The organism is Paenibacillus sp. FSL M7-0896 (assembly GCF_037975415.1).
Taxonomy (GTDB): Bacteria; Bacillota; Bacilli; order Paenibacillales; family Paenibacillaceae; genus Paenibacillus_AQ; species Paenibacillus_AQ silagei.
Map to the genome: position 1 here is coordinate 3,820,382 of NZ_CP150250.1, position 19,897 is coordinate 3,840,278.

21 protein-coding genes are annotated in these 19,897 nt (G+C 52.2%); 6 read left to right on the forward strand and 15 right to left on the reverse strand.

What is annotated here, in order from left to right; genetic code table 11:
• Positions 1–187 precede the first annotated feature (187 nt).
• Positions 188–1,129, reverse strand: a complete 942-nt coding sequence (locus tag MKY12_RS16305; protein WP_339248849.1) for a WYL domain-containing protein — start codon at positions 1,127–1,129, stop codon at positions 188–190.
• Positions 1,130–1,245: 116 nt separating this feature from the next.
• Between MKY12_RS16305 and MKY12_RS16310 the strand changes: the two genes are divergently transcribed.
• On the forward strand, positions 1,246–2,199 hold the full coding sequence (locus MKY12_RS16310) for a Gfo/Idh/MocA family oxidoreductase (RefSeq protein WP_339248851.1): 954 nt from the start codon (positions 1,246–1,248) through the stop codon (positions 2,197–2,199).
• 499 nt (positions 2,200–2,698) lie between these two features.
• Here MKY12_RS16310 and MKY12_RS16315 read toward each other — a convergent pair whose 3' ends face one another.
• From MKY12_RS16315 to MKY12_RS16335, 5 genes are all read right to left on the reverse strand, one after another.
• Positions 2,699–3,187, reverse strand: a complete 489-nt coding sequence (locus MKY12_RS16315; RefSeq protein WP_339248852.1) for a flavodoxin domain-containing protein — start codon at positions 3,185–3,187, stop codon at positions 2,699–2,701.
• Between the two features lie 12 nt (positions 3,188–3,199).
• Positions 3,200–4,102 carry a hypothetical protein gene (locus MKY12_RS16320; protein ID WP_339248853.1) on the reverse strand — a complete coding sequence of 301 codons (903 nt, stop codon included), beginning with the start codon at positions 4,100–4,102 and terminating at the stop codon, positions 3,200–3,202.
• A 10-nt stretch (positions 4,103–4,112) separates the two neighbouring features.
• Positions 4,113–4,736, reverse strand: coding sequence for a TetR/AcrR family transcriptional regulator (locus tag MKY12_RS16325; RefSeq protein WP_339248854.1), 624 nt, complete (start codon positions 4,734–4,736; stop codon positions 4,113–4,115).
• A gap of 189 nt (positions 4,737–4,925) precedes the next feature.
• Positions 4,926–5,933: a hypothetical protein gene (locus MKY12_RS16330; protein ID WP_339248855.1), complete on the reverse strand. Its 1,008-nt coding sequence runs from the start codon at positions 5,931–5,933 to the stop codon at positions 4,926–4,928.
• A gap of 84 nt (positions 5,934–6,017) precedes the next feature.
• Entirely contained in the window at positions 6,018–6,527 is a 510-nt protein-coding gene (locus MKY12_RS16335) for a GNAT family N-acetyltransferase (RefSeq protein WP_339248856.1), read from the reverse strand.
• A 135-nt stretch (positions 6,528–6,662) separates the two neighbouring features.
• Here MKY12_RS16335 and xerS point away from each other — a divergent pair, with 135 nt between their 5' ends.
• From xerS to map, 4 genes are all read left to right on the forward strand, one after another.
• On the forward strand, positions 6,663–7,757 hold the full coding sequence (xerS, locus tag MKY12_RS16340; protein WP_036726635.1) for a tyrosine recombinase XerS: 1,095 nt from the start codon (positions 6,663–6,665) through the stop codon (positions 7,755–7,757).
• A gap of 48 nt (positions 7,758–7,805) precedes the next feature.
• Positions 7,806–8,675, forward strand: a complete 870-nt coding sequence (locus MKY12_RS16345) for a pentapeptide repeat-containing protein (protein ID WP_339248857.1) — start codon at positions 7,806–7,808, stop codon at positions 8,673–8,675.
• A gap of 240 nt (positions 8,676–8,915) precedes the next feature.
• Positions 8,916–9,542, forward strand: coding sequence for a TetR/AcrR family transcriptional regulator (locus tag MKY12_RS16350; protein ID WP_339248858.1), 627 nt, complete (start codon positions 8,916–8,918; stop codon positions 9,540–9,542).
• Between the two features lie 43 nt (positions 9,543–9,585).
• Positions 9,586–10,335 (forward strand): type I methionyl aminopeptidase, encoded by a 750-nt coding sequence (gene map / locus MKY12_RS16355; RefSeq protein ID WP_339257511.1) that lies wholly within the window; start codon positions 9,586–9,588, stop codon positions 10,333–10,335.
• Positions 10,336–11,289: 954 nt separating this feature from the next.
• Here the strand turns inward: map and glp are convergent.
• The 8 genes from glp to MKY12_RS16395 all read right to left on the reverse strand — a co-directional run bounded on the left by glp (position 11,290) and on the right by MKY12_RS16395 (position 17,794).
• A complete protein-coding gene (gene glp, locus MKY12_RS16360; protein WP_339248859.1) occupies positions 11,290–12,594 on the reverse strand; it encodes a gephyrin-like molybdotransferase Glp in 1,305 nt (434 codons plus the stop codon).
• Between the two features lie 184 nt (positions 12,595–12,778).
• Positions 12,779–13,285 carry a DUF4178 domain-containing protein gene (locus MKY12_RS16365; protein WP_036726503.1) on the reverse strand — a complete coding sequence of 169 codons (507 nt, stop codon included), beginning with the start codon at positions 13,283–13,285 and terminating at the stop codon, positions 12,779–12,781.
• 40 nt (positions 13,286–13,325) lie between these two features.
• Positions 13,326–13,736: a DUF350 domain-containing protein gene (locus MKY12_RS16370; RefSeq protein WP_036726501.1), complete on the reverse strand. Its 411-nt coding sequence runs from the start codon at positions 13,734–13,736 to the stop codon at positions 13,326–13,328.
• Between the two features lie 126 nt (positions 13,737–13,862).
• On the reverse strand, positions 13,863–14,531 hold the full coding sequence (locus MKY12_RS16375) for a PspA/IM30 family protein (protein ID WP_036695416.1): 669 nt from the start codon (positions 14,529–14,531) through the stop codon (positions 13,863–13,865).
• A gap of 68 nt (positions 14,532–14,599) precedes the next feature.
• Complete coding sequence (locus tag MKY12_RS16380) at positions 14,600–14,950, reverse strand: hypothetical protein (protein WP_339248860.1); 351 nt, start codon at positions 14,948–14,950, stop codon at positions 14,600–14,602.
• An 87-nt stretch (positions 14,951–15,037) separates the two neighbouring features.
• A complete protein-coding gene (locus MKY12_RS16385) occupies positions 15,038–15,970 on the reverse strand; it encodes a dihydroorotate dehydrogenase (RefSeq protein WP_339248861.1) in 933 nt (310 codons plus the stop codon).
• Positions 15,963–16,667, reverse strand: coding sequence for a dihydroorotate dehydrogenase electron transfer subunit (locus MKY12_RS16390; RefSeq protein WP_339248862.1), 705 nt, complete (start codon positions 16,665–16,667; stop codon positions 15,963–15,965). The genes MKY12_RS16385 and MKY12_RS16390 overlap by 8 nt, the downstream gene beginning before the upstream one ends.
• A gap of 86 nt (positions 16,668–16,753) precedes the next feature.
• Complete coding sequence (locus MKY12_RS16395) at positions 16,754–17,794, reverse strand: NADH:flavin oxidoreductase/NADH oxidase (protein WP_339257513.1); 1,041 nt, start codon at positions 17,792–17,794, stop codon at positions 16,754–16,756.
• A 174-nt stretch (positions 17,795–17,968) separates the two neighbouring features.
• On the opposite strand from MKY12_RS16395, the gene MKY12_RS16400 reads away from it, so the two are divergent.
• A complete protein-coding gene (locus MKY12_RS16400; protein WP_339248863.1) occupies positions 17,969–18,871 on the forward strand; it encodes a polysaccharide deacetylase family protein in 903 nt (300 codons plus the stop codon).
• A gap of 115 nt (positions 18,872–18,986) precedes the next feature.
• Here the strand turns inward: MKY12_RS16400 and MKY12_RS16405 are convergent, their stop codons facing one another.
• Entirely contained in the window at positions 18,987–19,670 is a 684-nt protein-coding gene (locus MKY12_RS16405) for a 3D domain-containing protein (RefSeq protein ID WP_209873728.1), read from the reverse strand.
• Positions 19,671–19,897 lie beyond the last annotated feature (227 nt).

Sequence of the window (19,897 nt, forward strand, 5' to 3'; positions counted from 1 at the left end):
TCCAAACCTCTATACAGTTTATCGTATAATGTTCCGTATTTGAATTCTATCCTCTTATGTTTGGAAAAGGTACGGTTCAACAAAGTCAATAAACCCCAAACCTGCTGAAAAGCAAGGTCTGGGGTTTATTATTTTCACTCTTCGAGTGTAGAATAAGTTAACATAATATTGATTATGTCGCCTTGTTTCAATTATACATTTTATCCCACATTCGTACTTGATTGCTGATATACTCTCTCAGCTCTGGCGGCCCCACAATTTCAGCATGAACCAATAGCGGCAGCACCCTCGCACAGGCCGAGCTATAATCATACATATTCACAGTAAACAGCCAGGCATCTCCATCAGATCCGGTATTCATAACCTCCAGCCCCTGCAACATCTGTTCATTCTTAACACGGGTACGGATGACCACCGGATAGAACTCCCGCGCTCTGCTGGTCTGAACGAAGGCTTGCTCTGCTTGACTCCAGTATGCTTGGAGGGAGAAATGCTCAGGGATGGCATAGGTCTCCTCCAATAAAGTAACGGCTGTGAACCGTTCGCACTTGAATGTCCGCAGATCCCCGGCGCTCTCGCAGTAGGCGGCAAGATACCATTCCCCCTGCTTCACGATGAGTCCATAAGGCTGCAGCTTCCGCTGCGAGCTCTCCCCATTCACCTTAAGGTACTCTGCCGCAATCTTCCGTCCCCGCCACACCGCAGTGCGCAGAATCTCAAGATACGGCACCGCTGCCTGACCGCTCCACCACGGCGTATCATCGAACAGAAACCGGCGCTGCGCGGTACGGATATCCTCTTGATACGGAGCAGGCAAGCTTGCTTCCAGCTTCAGGAGCGCATTTTTGAGCAGCAGACTGGTCTCTCCTGAACCGCCCGCCGGCATTCCCATCCCGGTCAAAAATAGCTGGACCACCTCTTCCCCATGCAGTCTCCGCAGACTCACCGTATAGCCTTCCATGAGCGAAATCCCGCCGTTCGGCCCGGTGGTGGTGACCAGCGGGATTCCAGACTCCGCCAACACATCGATATCTCTGTAAATGGAGCGGACGGACGTTTCGAGGGCGATGGACAGCTCGTTCGCCTTCATCCGGCCCCGGGATTCAAGCAGTAAAAGTATAGCAATCAAACGGTGTAGCCGCATGCGTCTCCCCCAAACCTTCTTATTCGTCATTTATTCTTGCCACTCTGTTGTCAACAATACTGCGTTAAGATGAATGTATCAAAATCAAGGAGCTGCTGCAAATGAATATTGGTATATTGGGAACTGGATTCGGGGCGTATCACGCCTCTCTTCTGAAGCAAATGGAGTTCGTGAACCGGATCGTGGTCTTCGGGAGAAATGAAGCCAAGCTGCTGAAGCTGAGGGATGAGCTGGGGGTAGAGGTTACAACGTCCATCGAGGACATATTGTCTGATCCCGAAGTGGATGTCATCGATCTCTGTTTGCCTTCTGCGCTACATAAGATCTATGCGGTAGAGGCACTGAGACGGGGAAAACATGTCTTTTGCGAGACGCCGGTTGTTCTGGAGCCTGAAGAAGGACGGGAACTGCTGGATGCCGAACAGCGGTATGGCCGCAGAATCCTCGTCAATCAATTCATCAAATTCGATTATGCCTATGAATACCTGGAACAGTCCGCCCGTGAATCCGCCTACGGCCAACTGCTGCATGTCAGCTTCCGCAGGGAGACCGCTCCGGTGTGGGGAGATCTGGGCCTGTCTGCCATCGCTGCCAATCTGATGATTCATGACCTGGATGCTATCGCGTGGCTGCTGGACACCCCTGTACCCACTTCCGTCTGGGGGACCTCTGGAGGTGTGGACGGTCAGGCGCTGGTTCATGCTTCTTTCGCTAAGGCCGGTGTTAGTGCGCAGTTAACCGTCTCTTCACAGATGCCGGAAGCGTACCCGTTCACGGTGGGTTACGAAGCGTATTTTGAGCGCGGCAAGCTGGTATTCCATGAGACCAATGCTGCGAACGGAGAGGTTGAAGCCAGCCTGACCAGCTATACTTCTGAGGGCAAGACGGTTATCCCGGTAATCCCGAACAATCCTTATGAGAAAAGCCTGCGGCATGCCCTGCTCTCTTTGCAGAACGGGACCCTCTCCCAACTGTCATTGCAATCTGCACTGAAGTCCGTGGATATGGCCTCTAAGCTGACGGATCAGCTTACAGCGGGCACAGTAGCTTTGTGATTATACAGCCCAGGATGGGGTAACAATTGGAAAAATGGCACTTCTTCAGGCTGTTTGCCCGCAAATAAGCATAATTTCCTCCAGTAGATGCTGTTTTTCCAATTGCTTAAGGAAATCTATCGGAAAGCGTTGATACAAGATACATTTTTCCATGTATTTTCAGGATTCTGGTGCGAAATCTCGCCCGGGTTGACAGCGAGAACCTGTTTTGGCAGGGGGTTGGCCTCACTTTTTCCTTTTGTTAGTTGCTAAGTTACTGTAATGTGCCGGATTTGAGCGTAGTAATTAGGAGAGCAGGTAATTTTGTTTTACTATTATGAATTTTTCATATAATGAAATATTATAATTATAGGGGGTAGATTTATGTTAAATCATCATGCGACGTTAGATGCTAGACGTTTGGCGATTAATCGGTGAGGGGATATGGCGGAAGTTAACATAATTATTTTTATGTTACTTTGCAGTCCCTGCTCATTACAACTATCCCTCGTCCCCTACCCTACTCGCCTGCCGACATCGTATGCGCGAAACGCTCCAGCTTATCCATGGACAGCCCGCCTCCGGTCTTGTGCTCCTTGCCTTTTACCATACGTATAATCCACTTATCGAGCGCAGATATCCGGTCCGGGTAGATCTCATCGCCCATAATCTCCCTGGCAAGCGCCTTGTTGTAGATAATCTCAGGGTAAGCCTGCTTCAGTTCCTCCTCCCCCTTCTCCCCTGTCATTCCTGCACAGATGAACAATCCCAGCCGTTTGGTTAAAAGCTCTTGCTTGTGCGTTGCTGTGAATGCAGTCATCTCCTTCCGGATTCTGCCATAGTAGATGGAGCCGCCTAGAATTACTGTGTCATAGCCAGTTAGAACCGGCAACTTGCCAGTTCTCAGATTCACCACTTCGGCCGCGTTCAGCCTGGCTTGCAGCAGTAAAGCGGCTTTTTCCGTACATCCGTATTTGCTTGCATACACGATCAAGATCCGGTTGCTCACTTAAGTCCGCCTCTATTCTATAGGTAATGGGCTTGCAGGTGGTGCGGGTTCCTGCGCGTTGCGCAGTACAAGAATGAGACACCAGATGACTGCCAGATTGAAGATTGGGAACAGGATCAACTCTACCATCGAGACATGAACTCCTGCCCTCAGCATCCCAATCATCATGGAGGAGATGGAGGTCAGCAGGGTTGCGGCTTTTACCAGAACAACAGGAGCCAGAAGGTAACCGTAAGACTGTCTGCGGACGAGCAATGCGCCTGTTAGAACCATGAGCGGAAGCAATACAGCTAAATCCAGTGCCTGAATCACCAACGTGGTGTAATGCTCAAGCAGAGCAGGTGCGGTTCCATTCCGCCAGCCGCCGGCAATCCGGCCCAGCCATAGCATAATAATCAGGAAGGCGATCAGCAGCAGGATGAAGCCAATGCTTTTACACGGAAGCTTCGTCTTCATCAACACCCCCTCCCGCTCCACCGAGCGAAAGACCAAAATAAATGCAAATAAGCTGCCCGAGAACAGCAAGACGTAGACCAGAAACAGATCATTATACATGGCCAGAAAACTGTATGAAGCATAGGTATAGGTGAAGTATCCGAGCGCTCCGGCAAGCAGCAGCCGACCCCGGATCGTTCCTCTGAGACTCAGCAGCAGGGATACGAGCAGCAAAGGAATGCCCACCACTAAAGTAACGCCATCCTGAGCGATCGCCTGTGCTGCTGCGGACAAAGAATCATTCTTGTAGATTCCGCTTCCGTACAATTCAATCTGTTCTCCCCGGATGGTGGTGAAGATGGGATGGCTCCCCTCATTCTCCTCAGCTCCTTCCCCTGAAAATAGCCCGATGCCTGACGCAACAACACCAAGCGCTATCACCATCCACGTTAAAAAGGTAATCGTTCGTCTATGGCTCATTCTAATCCTCCTATCCTTGTGCAATATGCACCATGGCTTCTATGTGCCGGGTAATCAGAGCCTCCTTCTGCGCCTCAGGCAGATTCTCCTCCACCATCAGCCTCATAATCAGCCCGAATGCTGCGCTCCAGATGATTTGGGCAGTGAGCTCAAGCTCCCTCTCCTCACAGGAGGCCATCCCGCTGAATTGACGGAGCGTATCACAGAGACCCGCGATCCCACTGCGTTCCAGGGCAGCCCCCTGATGCAACACCCCGGTGTGGCTAAGCACGGACGGAGAATCATTCAGCATCATACTCCGGTACTGTGAGCCTTCTGCGGTTGTGATTTTTATGAACTGTCTCAGCGTTCGTCTTAAGCGCTCTTCTGGAGATGTTTCATCCGGTGAAGCTTCCGATCCGGCAATTAGTCCGCCCATTAGCTCCCGGTAGCCCCGCTGAAGAAGCTGCTCCACAATGTCCTCTTTTCCCTGAAAATAGTGATAAATAATGCCGGCCGAATACTCCATCCGTTCAGCGATTTTGCGAATCGACAGCTGCCTGATCCCCTTCTCCGCCAGCAGCTCGCCAGCCGTAGTCAGAATCAGATTACGCATCGCTTCGCGCTCCTGCTCTTGTCTCTCTGCTTTGCCCATGATTGTTAGACTCCTTCTGTCAGGGTGTTGCTGTTCCGCTTCGTTGAACACTGTAATGTTTTTGAACATCGTTCAACTTAGATTATAGACGCCGGAACCTGGGAAGGTTGTGATTATTAATACATTACAGCAAAAAAGCCTGAAACCCCGCAGGTGTCTCAAGCTTTCGAGCTTCGGCAGATGCTCTGCCTAATCAATATTAGCGATCTTCCACTCCCCCTGCTTATTCGGCAGCAATGAAATCTCGTAAGTGCCCTCAGTAATATAGCCCTCAGAGGTCATCTGGGTAAACTCCACATAGAAGCCTGCCCGCTTAGTTCCCTCGATAGGAATTCCGACTACGGTCAGTTTATTGAAGCGGTAGACATTCTTCTTATCCAGCAGGTACTGCAGAGCTTCATTAAGCTGCGGTGATTGCATAGTTGCTGCGAACTTCTCTTTGTCTCCGGCGGCCCAGGCTGCAATACAGTCCAGTGTCTCCCGGAGCGCTTGCTTGTTGCCTGGACTTGTACCTACATCAGGGGCTTTGAAGAACACTCCCGGCTTAATCGGAGGTTGCTTCTCCAGGTATTCCATACCACTCAGCATGGATGTGAAGAGTGGAAGCAGCTTATCGCGTTGCTCATCCTGAATATGGATTTCGGCCCGGTAAGAATCGTTATAGGCTGTGAAAATAAATGCCTCAACCCTCCGGTCCTCCTCCATCCTGCTCCCTTCATATTCCTTGAACTTCAGCAGCCTCCGGTCCGTGCCCGGCTCAAACTTCCCTCCAGCTGTATCCTTCGCAGAGCTTAGCTTAATTAACGTAATATAATTATGCTTGTCCGCTGTCCCCCATGCCGTTCTGCCATCCTGTTCAAAACGGATCATCGTCTCCGGCAGAAATACCCCGAGCGGTAAGGTCTGGTCTGCGGAATAATCTGCTTGGACATTGACGCCATCCAGCTCGTAGCCACTGCCGCTTCCTGTATACTCCCGTACTTCGGGAATCAGCGACACGGATTTAACAGCAGGCGCGGCTGTTGCAGACGGAGCCGGAACCACGGTTGCAGGAGCAGTTATTGCAGTAGCAGCTGCGGGCGTTGCTGACGCCAGATCGGTGTGCTCTGCACCCGAAGACCCCTGATCCGCAGCATTGCTGCAGCCTGTGCTGATTGCTATTGCAACTGCTATACAGCCCGCTCCCCATAAGCTCATTCGCTTGGACAATCTAATCACCTCAGTTACCAGACGCTGGATACGATCCAAAGTTGCGCTGAAGCCTGCCAGGAATAGGTAAATTTATTTCTTAACCCTATTCGTATTTAATGTGCTGAAGTATTGACTCGGATTGCCTTGGCGGGAGTTGAACCGCTCCTGGAAATCACCGCCGGTGTAAGCTCCGATAACCCGGTGCCAGAAATCCCTCGCTGGAGTGTTGGCACGAATCTGTGACACCTTCCAGTTGCCGGGGAACATATCGAACAGCCGGTGTGCTGCCCAGGTTCCTACGCCGCTGCGCCGGTAGCGCTGCATTACAAAAAACTCCGTCATATAGAACTCGCCCTCCGGGTCGCGCAGCAGACGGTCGATCAGGGCAAAGCCTGCGACATTGCCGTCTACGGTGAGCAGGTAGGCAAATTTATTTTTTCCGCTGCTCCAGTAAGCCTCCAGTCCCGGATAGGACGGGAACAATCCTTCACGGTCGACCTGCAGCTCCAGATAGCGGGTAAAGTCATACAAGTAGAACTGCATTAATCTGCTGATAATCTGCTTCTGCTCTTTAGGAACCAGCTCGATTCCAAGTTCCATTCAGGTTCACCTCAACCGTTTTTGTTTACTACCCATCATATAACTTTGTCTCATCAGGAGCAAGGTTTGCCAGAAACATGGTAAGATAGAAGGACAGCCCTCCCCCTTGGGGAAACTATAAAGAAGGTGAAGCTCATCAGTATTCAAAAAGCGACCGACCGGGCAAACCTGGATCAGCGGCTGCCGCAAATGCCCTGGTTTGTCCAGCAGTTTATCGACTATAAACGGCCGGATCTGTCCCCCTCCACGCTGCTGGAGTATATCCGGGACTATGAATCCTTTTTCGGCTGGCTGCGGGGTGAAGGTCTCTCTGTAGCGGCCAGCAATGCTGACATCACACTGCTTGAGCTGGAGACCCTGCATATGGACAGCATTGTCGGCTACCGTCTGCACTTGACCACCCGGGCTGAGAATGCCAATTCGCGGGTGACCGTATCCCGTAAGCTGTCTGCGCTGCGCTCGCTGTTCCATTACTTAAGCCAGATTGCCGAGGATGAGAACTTCTACCCGCTGCTGAAGCGTAACATTATGGCCAAGGTTGAGATCAAGCGCATTCACAAACCGAAGGATACCGCCGCCAAGCTCAAAGGTAAAATTCTGGAGGACGAGGAGCTGCTGGAGTTCGTTGGCTACATCTATGAAGGATATGGCACAGCTGTGGAAGCCAATAAGCAGGCTTATTATTCTTGGCAGCTTAACCGTGAACGGGATGCCTGTATTGCCAGTCTGATTCTGAATTCCGGCCTGCGTGTCTCCGAGGTGGTTAACCTCAACGTGGATGATCTGGATGTCAACAATAAGCTGATTTATGTCTTCCGCAAGGGTCATAACGACGAGACCTTCAAGACCCCGGTCTATTTCCGGGAACAGTCGAAGGATGATCTCAGCTTGTATCTAAGCCTCCGCCAGAGCAGGTACAAGACGCCGAAACGGGAAAAAGCGCTCTTCATTGCCCTGCCCAACGGCAGCAAAGAAGGCAAACGGATGACCAAACGGGCGATCCAGGAGATGATCATCAAATACGCCAAACGGTTCGGCAAGCCTTATCTGACGGTGCATAAGCTGCGGCACTCTTTTGCCACCGATTATTACCTGCAGAACGATATTTACCGGACGAAAGAACAACTGGGCCATGCTTCTACGGAGACTACCGAGATCTATGCTCATCTCACAGATAAAACGATGTCTGAGGCGATTGAACGCCGTCTGGACAATGAACCGCCGCAGTAAGCTGTATGACCGCTATGTTAATCTCATTTATTTTTTGGAGGAATACGTTTGTTAGACAATCATTCATTTCCTGAATCCCATACTACGAATTCCGGACTGCCGGAGCTGCAATCGGATTGCCTGAACTGCTTCGGGCTATGCTGCGCTGCGCTTCATTTCTCTGCTTCCTCAGACTTCGCTATAGACAAGCCTGCCGGACAGCCCTGTCCCAATCTGCGGGAAGACTTCCTCTGCGGCATTCATACTGAGCTACGGGAACGCGGCTTCCGGGGCTGCACCGTGTATGACTGCTTCGGGGCCGGGCAGAAAATCTCCAATCTGACCTATGGCGGACGCGACTGGCGTCAGGCTCCAGAGACTGCGGGACAGATGTTCGAGGTTCTTCCCGTAATGCGCCAGCTGCATGAGCTGCTATGGTATCTGCACGAGGCACTCACGCTACACGGGGCCGAGACCCTGCATGATTCGCTTATCAAAATGCTGGAGCAGACGCAGGCCCTCACCCTGCTCAGCCCGGACAAGCTGCTTCAGCTCGAAGTGCCCCTGCACCGTGCTGAAGTCAACGAGCTGCTGCTGCGTGCCAGCGAGCTTGCGCGCACCGCTGCCCGCAAGCAGCTCTCTCCGGCCCCGAAGCGCCAGAAGAACTATGGGCGCGGGGCCGATCTGATTGGAGCCAAGCTGCGCGGGGCCGACCTCCGCTGCCTCAGCTTACGGGGCGCGTATCTGATCGCTGCGGATCTTAGCGGCGCTGACCTGCGGTTCGCCGATCTGATTGGCGCGGACTTCCGCGATACGAATCTGCGCGGAGCCGATCTGCGGGGCAGTCTCTTCCTGACTCAGGCGCAGCTGCAAGCTGCGCAAGGCAGCCCGTCCACCAAGCTGCCGGAATCCTTAAGGCATCCGGAGCACTGGGCTTGATAAGTGGAAACGGCTTTGCCGTCCTTTTAAGGACGGTACCGTTTCGGCGAGAAATAGAAGGATAATTTATAGCGTGAAACATATACATTCTTATATTTGGAGAAGAAACCGGATGATGTTCTATCCGATTTTTTTGTGTCGTCCAGATGGTTGGTTCAACGATTTTCCCTTGCCAATTGCCTGCCGATGTTTTATATTGACATGACAGCAGGTCTAAAATAAATGAGGTGAACGGATTAGATGACTCCCCGCACGAAGGAACAGAACGAAGAGATCCGGCTGCGGCGGCTGGTGCAGATCAGAAAAGCAGCAGCGGACGTATTTTTGAATAAAGGGCCTTTATTAGAAATCCGGGATGTGGCTGCGGAGGCCGGTCTCGGTTATGGTACGGTCTATCATTATTACAGTAATAAGGGTGATTTGCTTCACGACTTGTTATGGGATGCGCTCGACCGGGCCGGGGAATGGCTGAAGTCCCCGCCTATGGCAGAGCCCGGGCTACCGCTAAAGATTCCGCTGGAGGGTTCTGCCGCCGGGGTGCTGCTATTGCAGCTATGGGCGGAGGATCACGCTATCTATCTGCTGTGTAAGCAGGCTGGTGAGGGATTTCCTTCCCTGCCTGAAGCCCGTTCTTCCCCGCTCACTGCCGAGTTCCGGCGGGAGGTGCTGACCCCGCTGTCCATGATGCTTGGCACTGGACTTACGGAGGAATCACTTTCTCCTGGAGGGACAGTAGTCGATGCGCCGTGTGGATTACAACATACAGAGATGCTGTTAGCCGCCCTGGTTGGCTGTGCTGCATTTTCCCTCCGCCGAGGGCAGCTTAATGAAGATGCAACGGAGATCGTCAGAGTTCTGAAACTATAAAAGATTGAAACTATTAAAGGATGAAGGAGCGGATACACACAGCATGATTATTCTTAAATCCCCCAGAGAAATTGAAGAGATGAAGCAAGCCAGCCAAATTGTTGCCGATTGCTACCGTGAAGTCTCCAAACACATTGTACCTGGAATCACTACGCTTGAAATTAATGATTTGGTAGCCAAACATATCACCAAGCTCGGCGGCAAGCAGTTTACCAAAGGCTACAACGGATTCCCCGCCGAGACCTGCATATCCATTAACGATGTGGTTGCCCATGGGATTCCATCCAGCAGACGGGTCGTGAAGGAAGGCGACTTGCTGAAGCTGGACATTGTGGCGCAATACGGGGGTTGGTTCGGAGATTCGTGCGTGAGCTACGCTGTCGGTGAGATCGGGCCGGAGGCACAGAGATTAATGCAGGTAACGAAGGAGTGCCTGGATCTGGGGATCGCCCGGGCTGTTCCGGGAGGACGGCTGGGCGACATCACATCGGCCATACAACAGCATGCCGAAGCACACGGTTATTCGGTCGTGCGCGATCTGCTGGCGCATGGCATCGGACGAAGCCTGCATGAGGAGCCGAGCTACGTGCACATCGGCACCGCAGGCAAAGGCATTCGTCTCAAAGAAGGCATGGTATTTACGATTGAGCCCATGATTAACGAAGGCACGTACCAGATCACCGTTGACGATGATGAATGGACCGCAAGAACGGCTGACGGCAAGCTGTCCGCACAGTATGAGCACACCATTGCAATTACTGCAGATGGACCGCTGATTTTAACAGCCCAGTAAACATTGTAGTAGAACGTTAACACATAGGTTAGATTTTGTTATTTCCTTACGAACCCTAAGAACCCTCCCGTTTCTGTTAGGGACTGTCCCCTATTAAAGAACTGGAGGGTTTTGTTTGTTACCTTTATGACCGGGTTTTGCGGTTACGGCGTTGGATGCTGTCGTGCGATTGGATGATTCTGCTTGTTGGCTGCTGGTTAGTGTTTTGAACTTACTATTGTGAATTTTTCATATGTTGAATTTTTGGAATTTAACTACTATTGTTGGATAATTGTCTGTTGCCAGAGCTCCATTCTTCAATTTCTGCTCCAGTTCTGACTTCATTAATTCCAGCTGTTGAGTTTTTGAGTGATCCCGAGGTCCTACTGTCCCAATATCCCAATATACCTTGATCTTCTAACAATTCATTTTTATTAATTATTGTTGGTGTTGTTTGGTGGTTGTTATTTGGTTGTGGTTTGGTTGTGGTTGTTTCTGTTATGAATTTTTCATATGTTGAAACTTAATAATAAAGGTTTAGTTGGTTAGTCATTTGACTTATCGGCTTGCTGGCCGGTCGTCACTAGAAATGCTGAGACTTGCCGTGCCCCGATTTAGTTACACGCGATATGCTTAAGTGCAGTTTGTACAACTAAATCTCCTGATGTCCCGCCGATAATCCGTTTAGTTGTATTTCGTGCATTTAAACTAACCTGATTCCTCGATTCTGGTCTATTCGGGCAAATTTAGTTGTACAGACTACAATTAGAGGAGGAAATCCTTGATTTTTACTGTTTTTAATTGTACTGAATACATCTATCCCTGAAAGCTCGCCTCAAGCGAACGTCCTCCGGTCATCCATCCATTCATCCATCCATCCATCCGTTCGTCCATCCGCTTATCCATAGCCTCATCTCCCTCCTAACTGAACTCACTTCATAAGCTCTGATACTCCCCAAATCCTTTGCTTCAAATTCACCCTCGAATCTCACCCGGCAGCTTCAGCACAGTTACTTTGTCACCGGCAGATAATTGTCCGCTGTCCGGCGGGATGATGATCAGGCAGTCGCTGTCTTTGATCGTAACTGTGACGGATGACTCGTCCACGGCGGCTGGATAAACATAGAGAACTGCTTCGCGGATCTCCAGGCGGGCGCGGACATAGCGGGTGAAGCTGTTGGCCCGCTTATAATCTTGACCCAGCACTGCTGTCCACTCTGGCAGATACGGCTGGGCTGCACCCTGCATTAGCCCGATGACCGGACGGGCAAATAGTTGGAATCCTACGAAGCAGGCGCCCGGATTGCCGGATAAGGCGAGCAGGATGCTCCCGCCGCGAACGGCTGCCGTAGTGACGCTGCCGGGGCGCATGGCTATTTTATTGAACAGCATCTCTCCGCTCTGCTCACGGACCAAATCACCCATAATATCATAATCCCCGACAGATACGCCGCCGGTAGTAATCACCAGATCATAGCTCTCCAGTGCCATATGCACCTTACTGCGGGCCAGCTCCAGATCATCGATGATTGCACCCAGCATCACGGGCTCCCCGCCCGCTTCCCGGATTAGCGCCTCCAGCATGGGTGAGTTGCTGTTGCGGATTTTGCCCGGCACTAACGGCTCGTCCACCTCCAGCAGCTCAGTCCCGGTAGCGAAGACCGCCACCTTGGGTCTGCGGCGGACAGGAACGTCCGGCACCCCGAGCGCTGCCAGAACAGCAATCTCGCCAGCGCCGATTAGAGTCCCTTCAGGAAGCACTGGATCACCTGTACGAAGCTCCAGACCGCAAGGGGTAATATGCTGACCCCGCTCTTGCGGCTTGCGGATACCGACATAAGTGACTCCGCCCTCTATCCGGCTCTCCGTAGCCTCCATCATAATTACGGTGTCTGCGCCGCCAGGAATCTGCGCTCCCGTCATAATGCGAGCAGCAGTGCCAGCCGTAATCTCCCTTGAGGCTAATGCGCCGCAGGGTATGACATCGATGACTTCAAGCCACACCGTGTCAGGGTCTCCTGCCGCTAAAGTATCTGCCGCAATCACGGCGAAGCCGTCCATACTGGAGCGGTCAAATGCCGGAAAGGGATGTGGTGCATGGGCAGACTCAGCCAGATAACGCCCGCTGCTGAGATGCAGGGGTATAGCTTCCGGCGCAAGCAGCGCAGCATAAGGCTTCAGCCTGCCTTGCGCCTCTGCAACTTGAAGCGCTGCGCGCTGAAATTTATCATTACTGTATTCCTTGTTATATTCCTTGTTATGATGCTCTCGGTTAGTCACTGTTGAATTCACTCCTTCTGCTTCTCCGGTAGATTGCTGCTGATTAAACCAATTACGCCCTATTCTAACATGAAGGCATGGGAAAAGGGATGCACAGGCCTGTAACAAGCGCATGCATCCCTTATTCCATTGCGATTCTATTCCGCAGTCAGGAGCCCAGCCGCAGCCCAGCTCCAGTTCAAGCTTAAGACGCGCGGATCACTCTGACATCAGCCGAAAGGACGCTTTCACCCTCATAGAGCATGAACCGTCCATTCTGCCATTCCACACGCAGCAGCCGCGAATCATCCGCCTGGTATTGCCAGACATGCTGCTCCCCGCCGTTCATATAAGGCGTCTGCCCGGTAACGGCGGCATATCCTTCATATTCTTCCTCCAGATAGAAGGTCCGGTCATCCAGCTCCAGGGTAGCCGGGACCTCGGAAGGACTGTCCAGACGCCCGTCTATCGGGTGATACAATCTGTATTGCAGCTCTTCCCGCTCTTCTATATACAGATAGGCGATCCGGCTCCCGTCACGCAGCGTCAGTACAACTGCATTACGGCCGCTCGTCTTCGTCCGGCCCGTCACTTCATAGGTGACCAGGGAGACCTCACAGATATCTCCGGGAGACAGGGTCAGCATGCTTGCGGGCGCTTTAGGCGCCTCCGGCTTCGAGAACAGATTGCCGATTCTTTTCCAAAGACCCAAAGCCATCATCCTCCTACAATTGGTACGCTAATCCTTCTTCTTATCCGCGAATAAAGGCCGCTATAATCAATGCCCCCGTCACATGCAGCGAGCCTGCCATCAGGCCGTAGCCGACCTTGCCAAGCTGAGTGCCATGATCCAGTTCAAGGTTCCCCCACCGGCTGAGGAGCTGCTCTACCGTCTTCTCCAGCACGAATAACAGGATAAAAGAGACAATCGAGACGATAAGAGCGGTCCCGAGCCGGTTCGCCGCAGCAATGGATGCCGATAAAATGTAGCCTTGTGACAGCAGCTTCAACACCAGCCGGGTAGTCACGGCCATATTCCCTGCCTTCAGCTCTTCCATATCATTATAACGGGTAAACAGCGAATCCACGAGCATCAGCACACACAGCAGTACTGCGCCGCTGACCGTCCATACTACCATGGACACCAGGGTATCGAAATCCATTACTCCAGCCCCCGCTTGTTCATATTTCACAACAGGTAAGACAAACATAAAGCGAAGGAGAAACCGCTGGTTCTGTCTCCCCTTCGCCTGTGGCCATCAGCCTAAAGTCCGGCTTATGCCAATATGTTATTGTTTCTCGTATTGCTTCATCAGCGCAGCCAGCTCATCTTCAACCGCCTGGTCTTTGCCCAGCTTCTCGAACTCATCATCGAGCGACTTGTTGCCCGAGCTCATCTCGTTGCTGGCTTCTGCCTGTGCTTCGGCCTGCAGCATTTTGTCTTCCATCCGTTTGAGTCCGGCAGAAGCAGAGTCGGAGCTGAAGCCGCTCATCGCTTTGTTGATTTCGGTCTGTGCCTTCGCAGCGTTGTAACGGGCAACGAGTGTCTCCCGCTTGTTCTTCATCTGGGTAAGCTGTTTGCGCATTTCATCAAGCTTGCCGCGCAGGTTGTCGGCGGAAGCCTTGTTCTGGTCGAAGCTGGCCTTGTACTCTACAAGCTTGGCTTCTGCCGATTTCTTCTCTTCAAGAGCACGGCGGGCCAGATCGGCGTTACCGGCTTGAGCGGCTGCATGAGCTTGTTGATTACGCTTGTTCACGAGCGCTTCCTGCTCTTCGTACAACTGTTTGAATTTCTTCTCAATAGCGATCTGGGCAGCTACCGCTTTCTCAGCATCCTCCAGATCCTCCGTCATGTCACGAATGTACTGGTCGGTCATTTTAACCGGATCTTCAGCTTTATCGATAATCGCATTCACATTGGACATGGTCAGATCACGCAATCTTTTGAATATAGACATCGTTCATTCCTCCAAAATAAAAGTTAGTTGTTCAATGGTATCTTTTACGCAGGGAGATGGGGATCGTTTCAAAAATTTGTTCCGGCCTTCTGTACTAAATATTGCTCCACCTTATCATTCACAATATTTACGACCGCAAGGATGCCCTCTTTGCTCAGATCGTCATAGTGGATGCCCATCACAACTGTGACTGTCCGGTTCAATGCGGCAGCAGCCTTCAGCGCAATGGCTTCACTGATCGTATGCTCCTTATGATGGGGAACGGCAGAGGTCATCACCCGTGCGAATTCTCCGTCCATGTACGCCGTGCTTGCTGCACCGATATGGCGCACTCCCCCGGTAATCAGCAGCAGCAGATCACGGCCCACCTCGGTCTCGGACAGCACAATATCGTCAGGATGCACCAGATTCGTTGTCAAGCAGAACTCCCCTCCCTTTATATTAACCATAGGCTGTAGAGATCTCTCATTCTGCGGCAAAAAGATCATTGCAAACCGTCTTGCTGCCTATACAATACCACGGATCTCATCCAGTGAGGAAATATTCTCTTCCTTCATAAACTGCTGCAATTCTTCTACAAGTGTGCTGCCCGCCCGCAAATTCATGAAATTGTAGGTTCCAACCTGTATTACAGTCGCTCCCGCCATAATAAATTCAATAATATCCGTGGCTGAAGTGATGCCGCCCATTCCGATTACCGGAATGGTTACCCGGCGGGCTACCTGATGCACCATACGCAGAGCCACCGGCTTAACCGCTGGTCCGGATAGTCCCGCATAGAGGTTATTAAACACACTGCGGCGGCGGCGGACGTCGATCTTCATCCCGGAGATCGTGTTAATCAGAGAGACGGCGTCCGCCCCCTCTGCTTCACACATCAAAGCCATCTCCGCAATATCCTCGGCATTGGGCGACAGCTTCACGGCCAGCGGCAGACTTGTAGCCGCCCGTACCGCACGAACCACTTCCTGCGCTGCCGGAGTCTTCACGCCAAAAGCAATTCCGCCCTCCTTCACGTTCGGGCAGGAGATATTCAGCTCAATCATATCCACGGCCTGCGTCCCGGCCAGAAGACGGGCATCCGCATCCCGCTGGATCAGCTCAGCACCCAGCACGTAATCCGCCAGCGTGTTACCGCCCAGATTCACGATACGTGCGGTATCCAGCGTCTCCCAATACGGCAGCTCTTTGGCCAGAAAGGCCTCTACTCCCGGATTCTCAAGCCCTACGCTGTTCAGCATCCCGGAAGGGGTCTCATAGACGCGGATTCCGGGATTACCGGCTTTGGCATGAAGCGTAAGCCCCTTGCCGGAGATTCCGCCAAGCAGGGACACATCATATAACCGGCCATACTCACGGCCGAAGCCGAAGGTACCCGAAGCCATTACAATCGGGTTCTTGAAGGACACACCGGCAATCGTTGCAGTTGTATTAATCATGGAACAATACCTCCTCAGCCAGGAAGACAGGACCGTCTGCGCAGGCTTTGCGTTGCCCGTCCTTGCAGGAGACGCTGCAGACCAGACAAGCGCCGATGCCGCAGGCCATCCGGTTCTCCAGTGACAGATAGACGTCAGGGCGCTTACCCGCAGGATCTAGAGTGCTGCCCTTGAGCTGTGCAGCCTTCAGCATCGGATGCGGGCCGCAGACAAAGATATGGTCATACGCCGAGAAATCCACGCTGTCCAGAATCAGTCCGCCTACATCGACGGTCAGCTCAGCAGCCAGAGGACGGAAGGCTTCTGTACGGAACGGCTCGCGGCTGAAGCCGAGATAGATATCGCTCTCTGGAAGCTTCTGCGCACAATAATAAAGCGGAGCAATTCCGATCCCCCCGCCCACTAAAGCTACCCTGCCTTCCACCTGCGGGAAGCCTGTGCCGAACGGTCCCTCCAGCTCCAGCGGATCGCCCGGATTCAGTCCGGCAAGGATCTCTGTCCCTTCACCCACTACGTGATATAAGAATTCAACACCGTTATCATTCACCTGATGTATGCTAAGCGGTCTGGACAGCAGCGGATAGGCTCCCCATGCCCGCAGCATGTAGAACTGACCCATCTCCCCGCTGTTTCCTCCTTCAACTACCAGGTGGTACACTCCTTCAGCCAGCCGCTCATTACTAATCACCGTCGCCACGTTATCAAGCTCCTTCAAATTTAATCTTATTAACCATGCCTGAGAAGGAACTTAAAATCTGTGACATTATTCACAAATGATGCCCTCTATTTCTTGTTCCAGATTCCGCGCACATAAGGTGCGGGCAGCTCGGACGGATCAATTCCGCCCAGCGCCTCAGCAGCATGATGTACCCAATACGGATCGCTGAGCATGCCTCTGCCTACAGCCACCAGCTCTGCCTTCGCCTCCGTAATCACTGCCTGCGCTTCTGCATATGACTCCAGACGCCCTACAGCGATAACAGGAACCTGTAATCCGCTGCGTATGTATTCGGCAAGCCCCACCTGGTAAGCCGGCCCCGCATTAGGGCCTCCATTCGAGCCAATCGGCCCTTCTCCGCCCGAGGATACATGGAACAGGTCTACGCCCGCATCCTTGTAGCGGCGGCAGAATTCCAGCGCATAAGCTTCATCATAACCGCCCTCGACGTATTCCTTGGCGGACACCCGCATGATTAGCGGCATCTCAGCCGGCAGTACCTCACGCACCGCCTCTACCACCTGTTCACCGAACAGGATGGGGTCTTGGCCATACTCATCATCCCGGACATTGGAGAGCGGGGAATGGAACTGGTGAATGAGGTATCCATGGGCTCCATGCAGCTCAACGGTATCGAATCCCGCTTCAACCGCGCGCCGCGCCGCTTCCCGGAAGGCGATAATCAGCTCCGCAATCTCTTCAAGGCTAAGCGCCTTGGGCATAGCATAGGTATCATCAAACGGGATTGCCGAAGGTGCAACCGGCGGAGCGGCATCGACGGCCTTGCGGCCGGCATGGCCGAGCTGGATGGCAACCTTAGCACCATGGGCATGAACGGCAGCCGTCAGACGCTTGAACGCCGGAATCTGTCCGTCCTCCCAGATCCCGGTGTCCCGGTTCGTGATCCGTCCATCGGGGTGAACTCCGCTCATCTCTACAATAATGAAGCCGCTCCCGCCGACAGCCCGGCTGACATAATGCACATGATGCCAATCCGTCGGAATACCGTCCTGCTTCTCAACCGCATACTGGCACATTGGAGGCATGACCACGCGGTTCTTCAGGGTCAGAGCCTTCAGTTCATAAGGTGTGAACAAATCGGTCATTCTTGTCTCCATCCTTCCCGTATCTATGATCCATTTCAGTATACAACGATTTGCGGATGTGATAAATCTTTGAATGCTCTGCTGCCTGTACGGCATAATTTCACGGCTGCTTGGAAATAACAACCCTTATATTCTAAAATAACCGGACCCGTGGTTGGAGGAGGCATCATTCCGATGAAACTGGTAATATTTCGCCGCATTGTGCTGCTCATAACCGTCATTGCCCTGGCCCTGTCTGCTCCTGCACCGGCTGCGGAGCTTGTGTCTGTCTCTGCTGCAGCGGCAGATAGTCCTGCGCCAGTGCCAGCACAAGAGATCCTGCCATCTTCCCGGCCACAAGCTTCTATTGAAGAGGAAACGGCGGTACCGGCAGGATCAGCGGCTTCCCAATCTTCAGTAAGGCGCCATAAAAAAAGCAAAGGCCTCTCCCTCAGCCAGTTGCTGCGCAAATACCCGGAGACCCTCAAGACCCAGGGTCCCCGCCGCAAAATGATTGCTCTCACCTTCGATGATGTGCCTGATCCGCGCTTCACCCCGCAGCTCCTGGATGTGCTGCGCAAATATAAAGTCAAAGCTACATTTTTCGTGGTCGGCAGCCGTGCGGAGAAGCATCCCGCCCTGGTAGCCCGGATGATCCGCGAAGGCCATGCTATCGGCAATCACTCCTATAATCACCCCCAGTTCAGCAAGCTGAGTCTGAATGCCTTCCGCATCCAGATTATCCGGACGGAGAATATTCTGCAGCTGCTGGCCGGATACAAGCCAAAGCTGATCCGCCCGCCGTATGGAGACATCAACGAGCCGCAGCTTAAATGGGCGAAAGCACATGGCTATAAGCTGGTGAACTGGAACGTCGACTCGCTCGACTGGAGAGGACTATCCAAAAATCAGGTCAAACATAACATCCTCTCCCGGGCCGGCAGAGGGGCCATCATCCTACAGCACGGGGGCGGCGGCAGGGGCAGTAATCTTCAGGGAACATTGCAGGCCTTGCCCGAGATTATCAGCAATCTGCGCCAGCGCGGATACAGCTTCGTAACCGTTCCCCAGATGCTCCAGGTCAGCAAAAGCAAATAACCGCTTGATAAGCAGGGGAACAAAAAAGGAAACAAAACCGGCGAAGCTGCCTGGTTTTGTTTCCTTTTCATTAATACCTATTATACTTGTAGTGGTGCAACTTATCATTATCGGTTTATTCAATAATATATAAATGTACATACTGATAACCGAAATCGGCTACAAAGCTCTGGCTGCCCGGAATAAAGATATCGATCCGGTTGCCCTTGATCGCGCTCCCCATATCCGTGGCTGTAGCTACGAAAGCTTGCTTCGGAAGGCCCGGATGGGTATACCCGGTTACGAGCACCTTCGTTCCCAGCGGAATCACGCTCGGGTCAACGGCGATGGTTCCGAGCTTCAGCGTATTGCCGAAATAATCGACTGCGCCCCACTTGCCATTCTCGCTGGCTGCTGAGGAATAGGCGGAAGCCTTGACCTGCAGCACTTTGGCATAATTAAATTCTTTGCCCCAGGCTTGAACAGTGTTGGTTGCCGGCTGCACACTAAAGGCTTGAACTTCTGCAGCGTCCACAGCTTCTACTGAAGCTGCTGCAGTATTGGCTGCTGCCACAGTCTTGGCTTGAACATCACCCGGAATGGTGAATTTCAGCCCGGGATAAATATTTAGCGCTGAAATCTGCGGGTTCGCATTCATAAGCTCTTCTACACTTATGCCATAATGATTGGATAGAGTATAATAGGTTGTAGTCTCTCCAGCGATATGTACGCTGTCGGCTTGAACGGGAGCTGCGTGAAGCAAGGTGCCGAGTCCCAGTACGGCCGCCAGGGCGGTGATGGCTCTGATCTTGAGTTTCATGAATTGCCTCCTTCAATGGTGACGCGCAGTTTGTAAACTAACAGTAATGAATATATCACAACTTTGTAACCATTGGCTATGTTTTTGTGGATATTGGAAATAATTAGCCCTAATAGAGCGTTATCAAGGATGTAAATATTACATATTCTTAATCATTATGAAGAGACTCTGCAGAATTATGCCATGTTTCCTGAATATTCGCAAAAATTTTACACAGTTTTAACATT

Coding starts and splice junctions, on each gene's coding strand:
- MKY12_RS16310 (WP_339248851.1), top strand. CDS start 1,246: ATGAATATTGGTATATTGGGAACTGGATTCGGGGCGTATCACGCCTCT.
- MKY12_RS16320 (WP_339248853.1), bottom strand. CDS start 4,102: ATGAGCCATAGACGAACGATTACCTTTTTAACGTGGATGGTGATAGCG.
- MKY12_RS16325 (WP_339248854.1), bottom strand. CDS start 4,736: ATGGGCAAAGCAGAGAGACAAGAGCAGGAGCGCGAAGCGATGCGTAAT.
- MKY12_RS16330 (WP_339248855.1), bottom strand. CDS start 5,933: ATGAGCTTATGGGGAGCGGGCTGTATAGCAGTTGCAATAGCAATCAGC.
- MKY12_RS16335 (WP_339248856.1), bottom strand. CDS start 6,527: ATGGAACTTGGAATCGAGCTGGTTCCTAAAGAGCAGAAGCAGATTATC.
- MKY12_RS16350 (WP_339248858.1), top strand. CDS start 8,916: ATGACTCCCCGCACGAAGGAACAGAACGAAGAGATCCGGCTGCGGCGG.
- map (WP_339257511.1), top strand. CDS start 9,586: ATGATTATTCTTAAATCCCCCAGAGAAATTGAAGAGATGAAGCAAGCC.
- MKY12_RS16370 (WP_036726501.1), bottom strand. CDS start 13,736: ATGGATTTCGATACCCTGGTGTCCATGGTAGTATGGACGGTCAGCGGC.
- MKY12_RS16375 (WP_036695416.1), bottom strand. CDS start 14,531: ATGTCTATATTCAAAAGATTGCGTGATCTGACCATGTCCAATGTGAAT.
- MKY12_RS16385 (WP_339248861.1), bottom strand. CDS start 15,970: ATGATTAATACAACTGCAACGATTGCCGGTGTGTCCTTCAAGAACCCG.
- MKY12_RS16395 (WP_339257513.1), bottom strand. CDS start 17,794: ATGACCGATTTGTTCACACCTTATGAACTGAAGGCTCTGACCCTGAAG.
- MKY12_RS16400 (WP_339248863.1), top strand. CDS start 17,969: ATGAAACTGGTAATATTTCGCCGCATTGTGCTGCTCATAACCGTCATT.
- MKY12_RS16405 (WP_209873728.1), bottom strand. CDS start 19,670: ATGAAACTCAAGATCAGAGCCATCACCGCCCTGGCGGCCGTACTGGGA.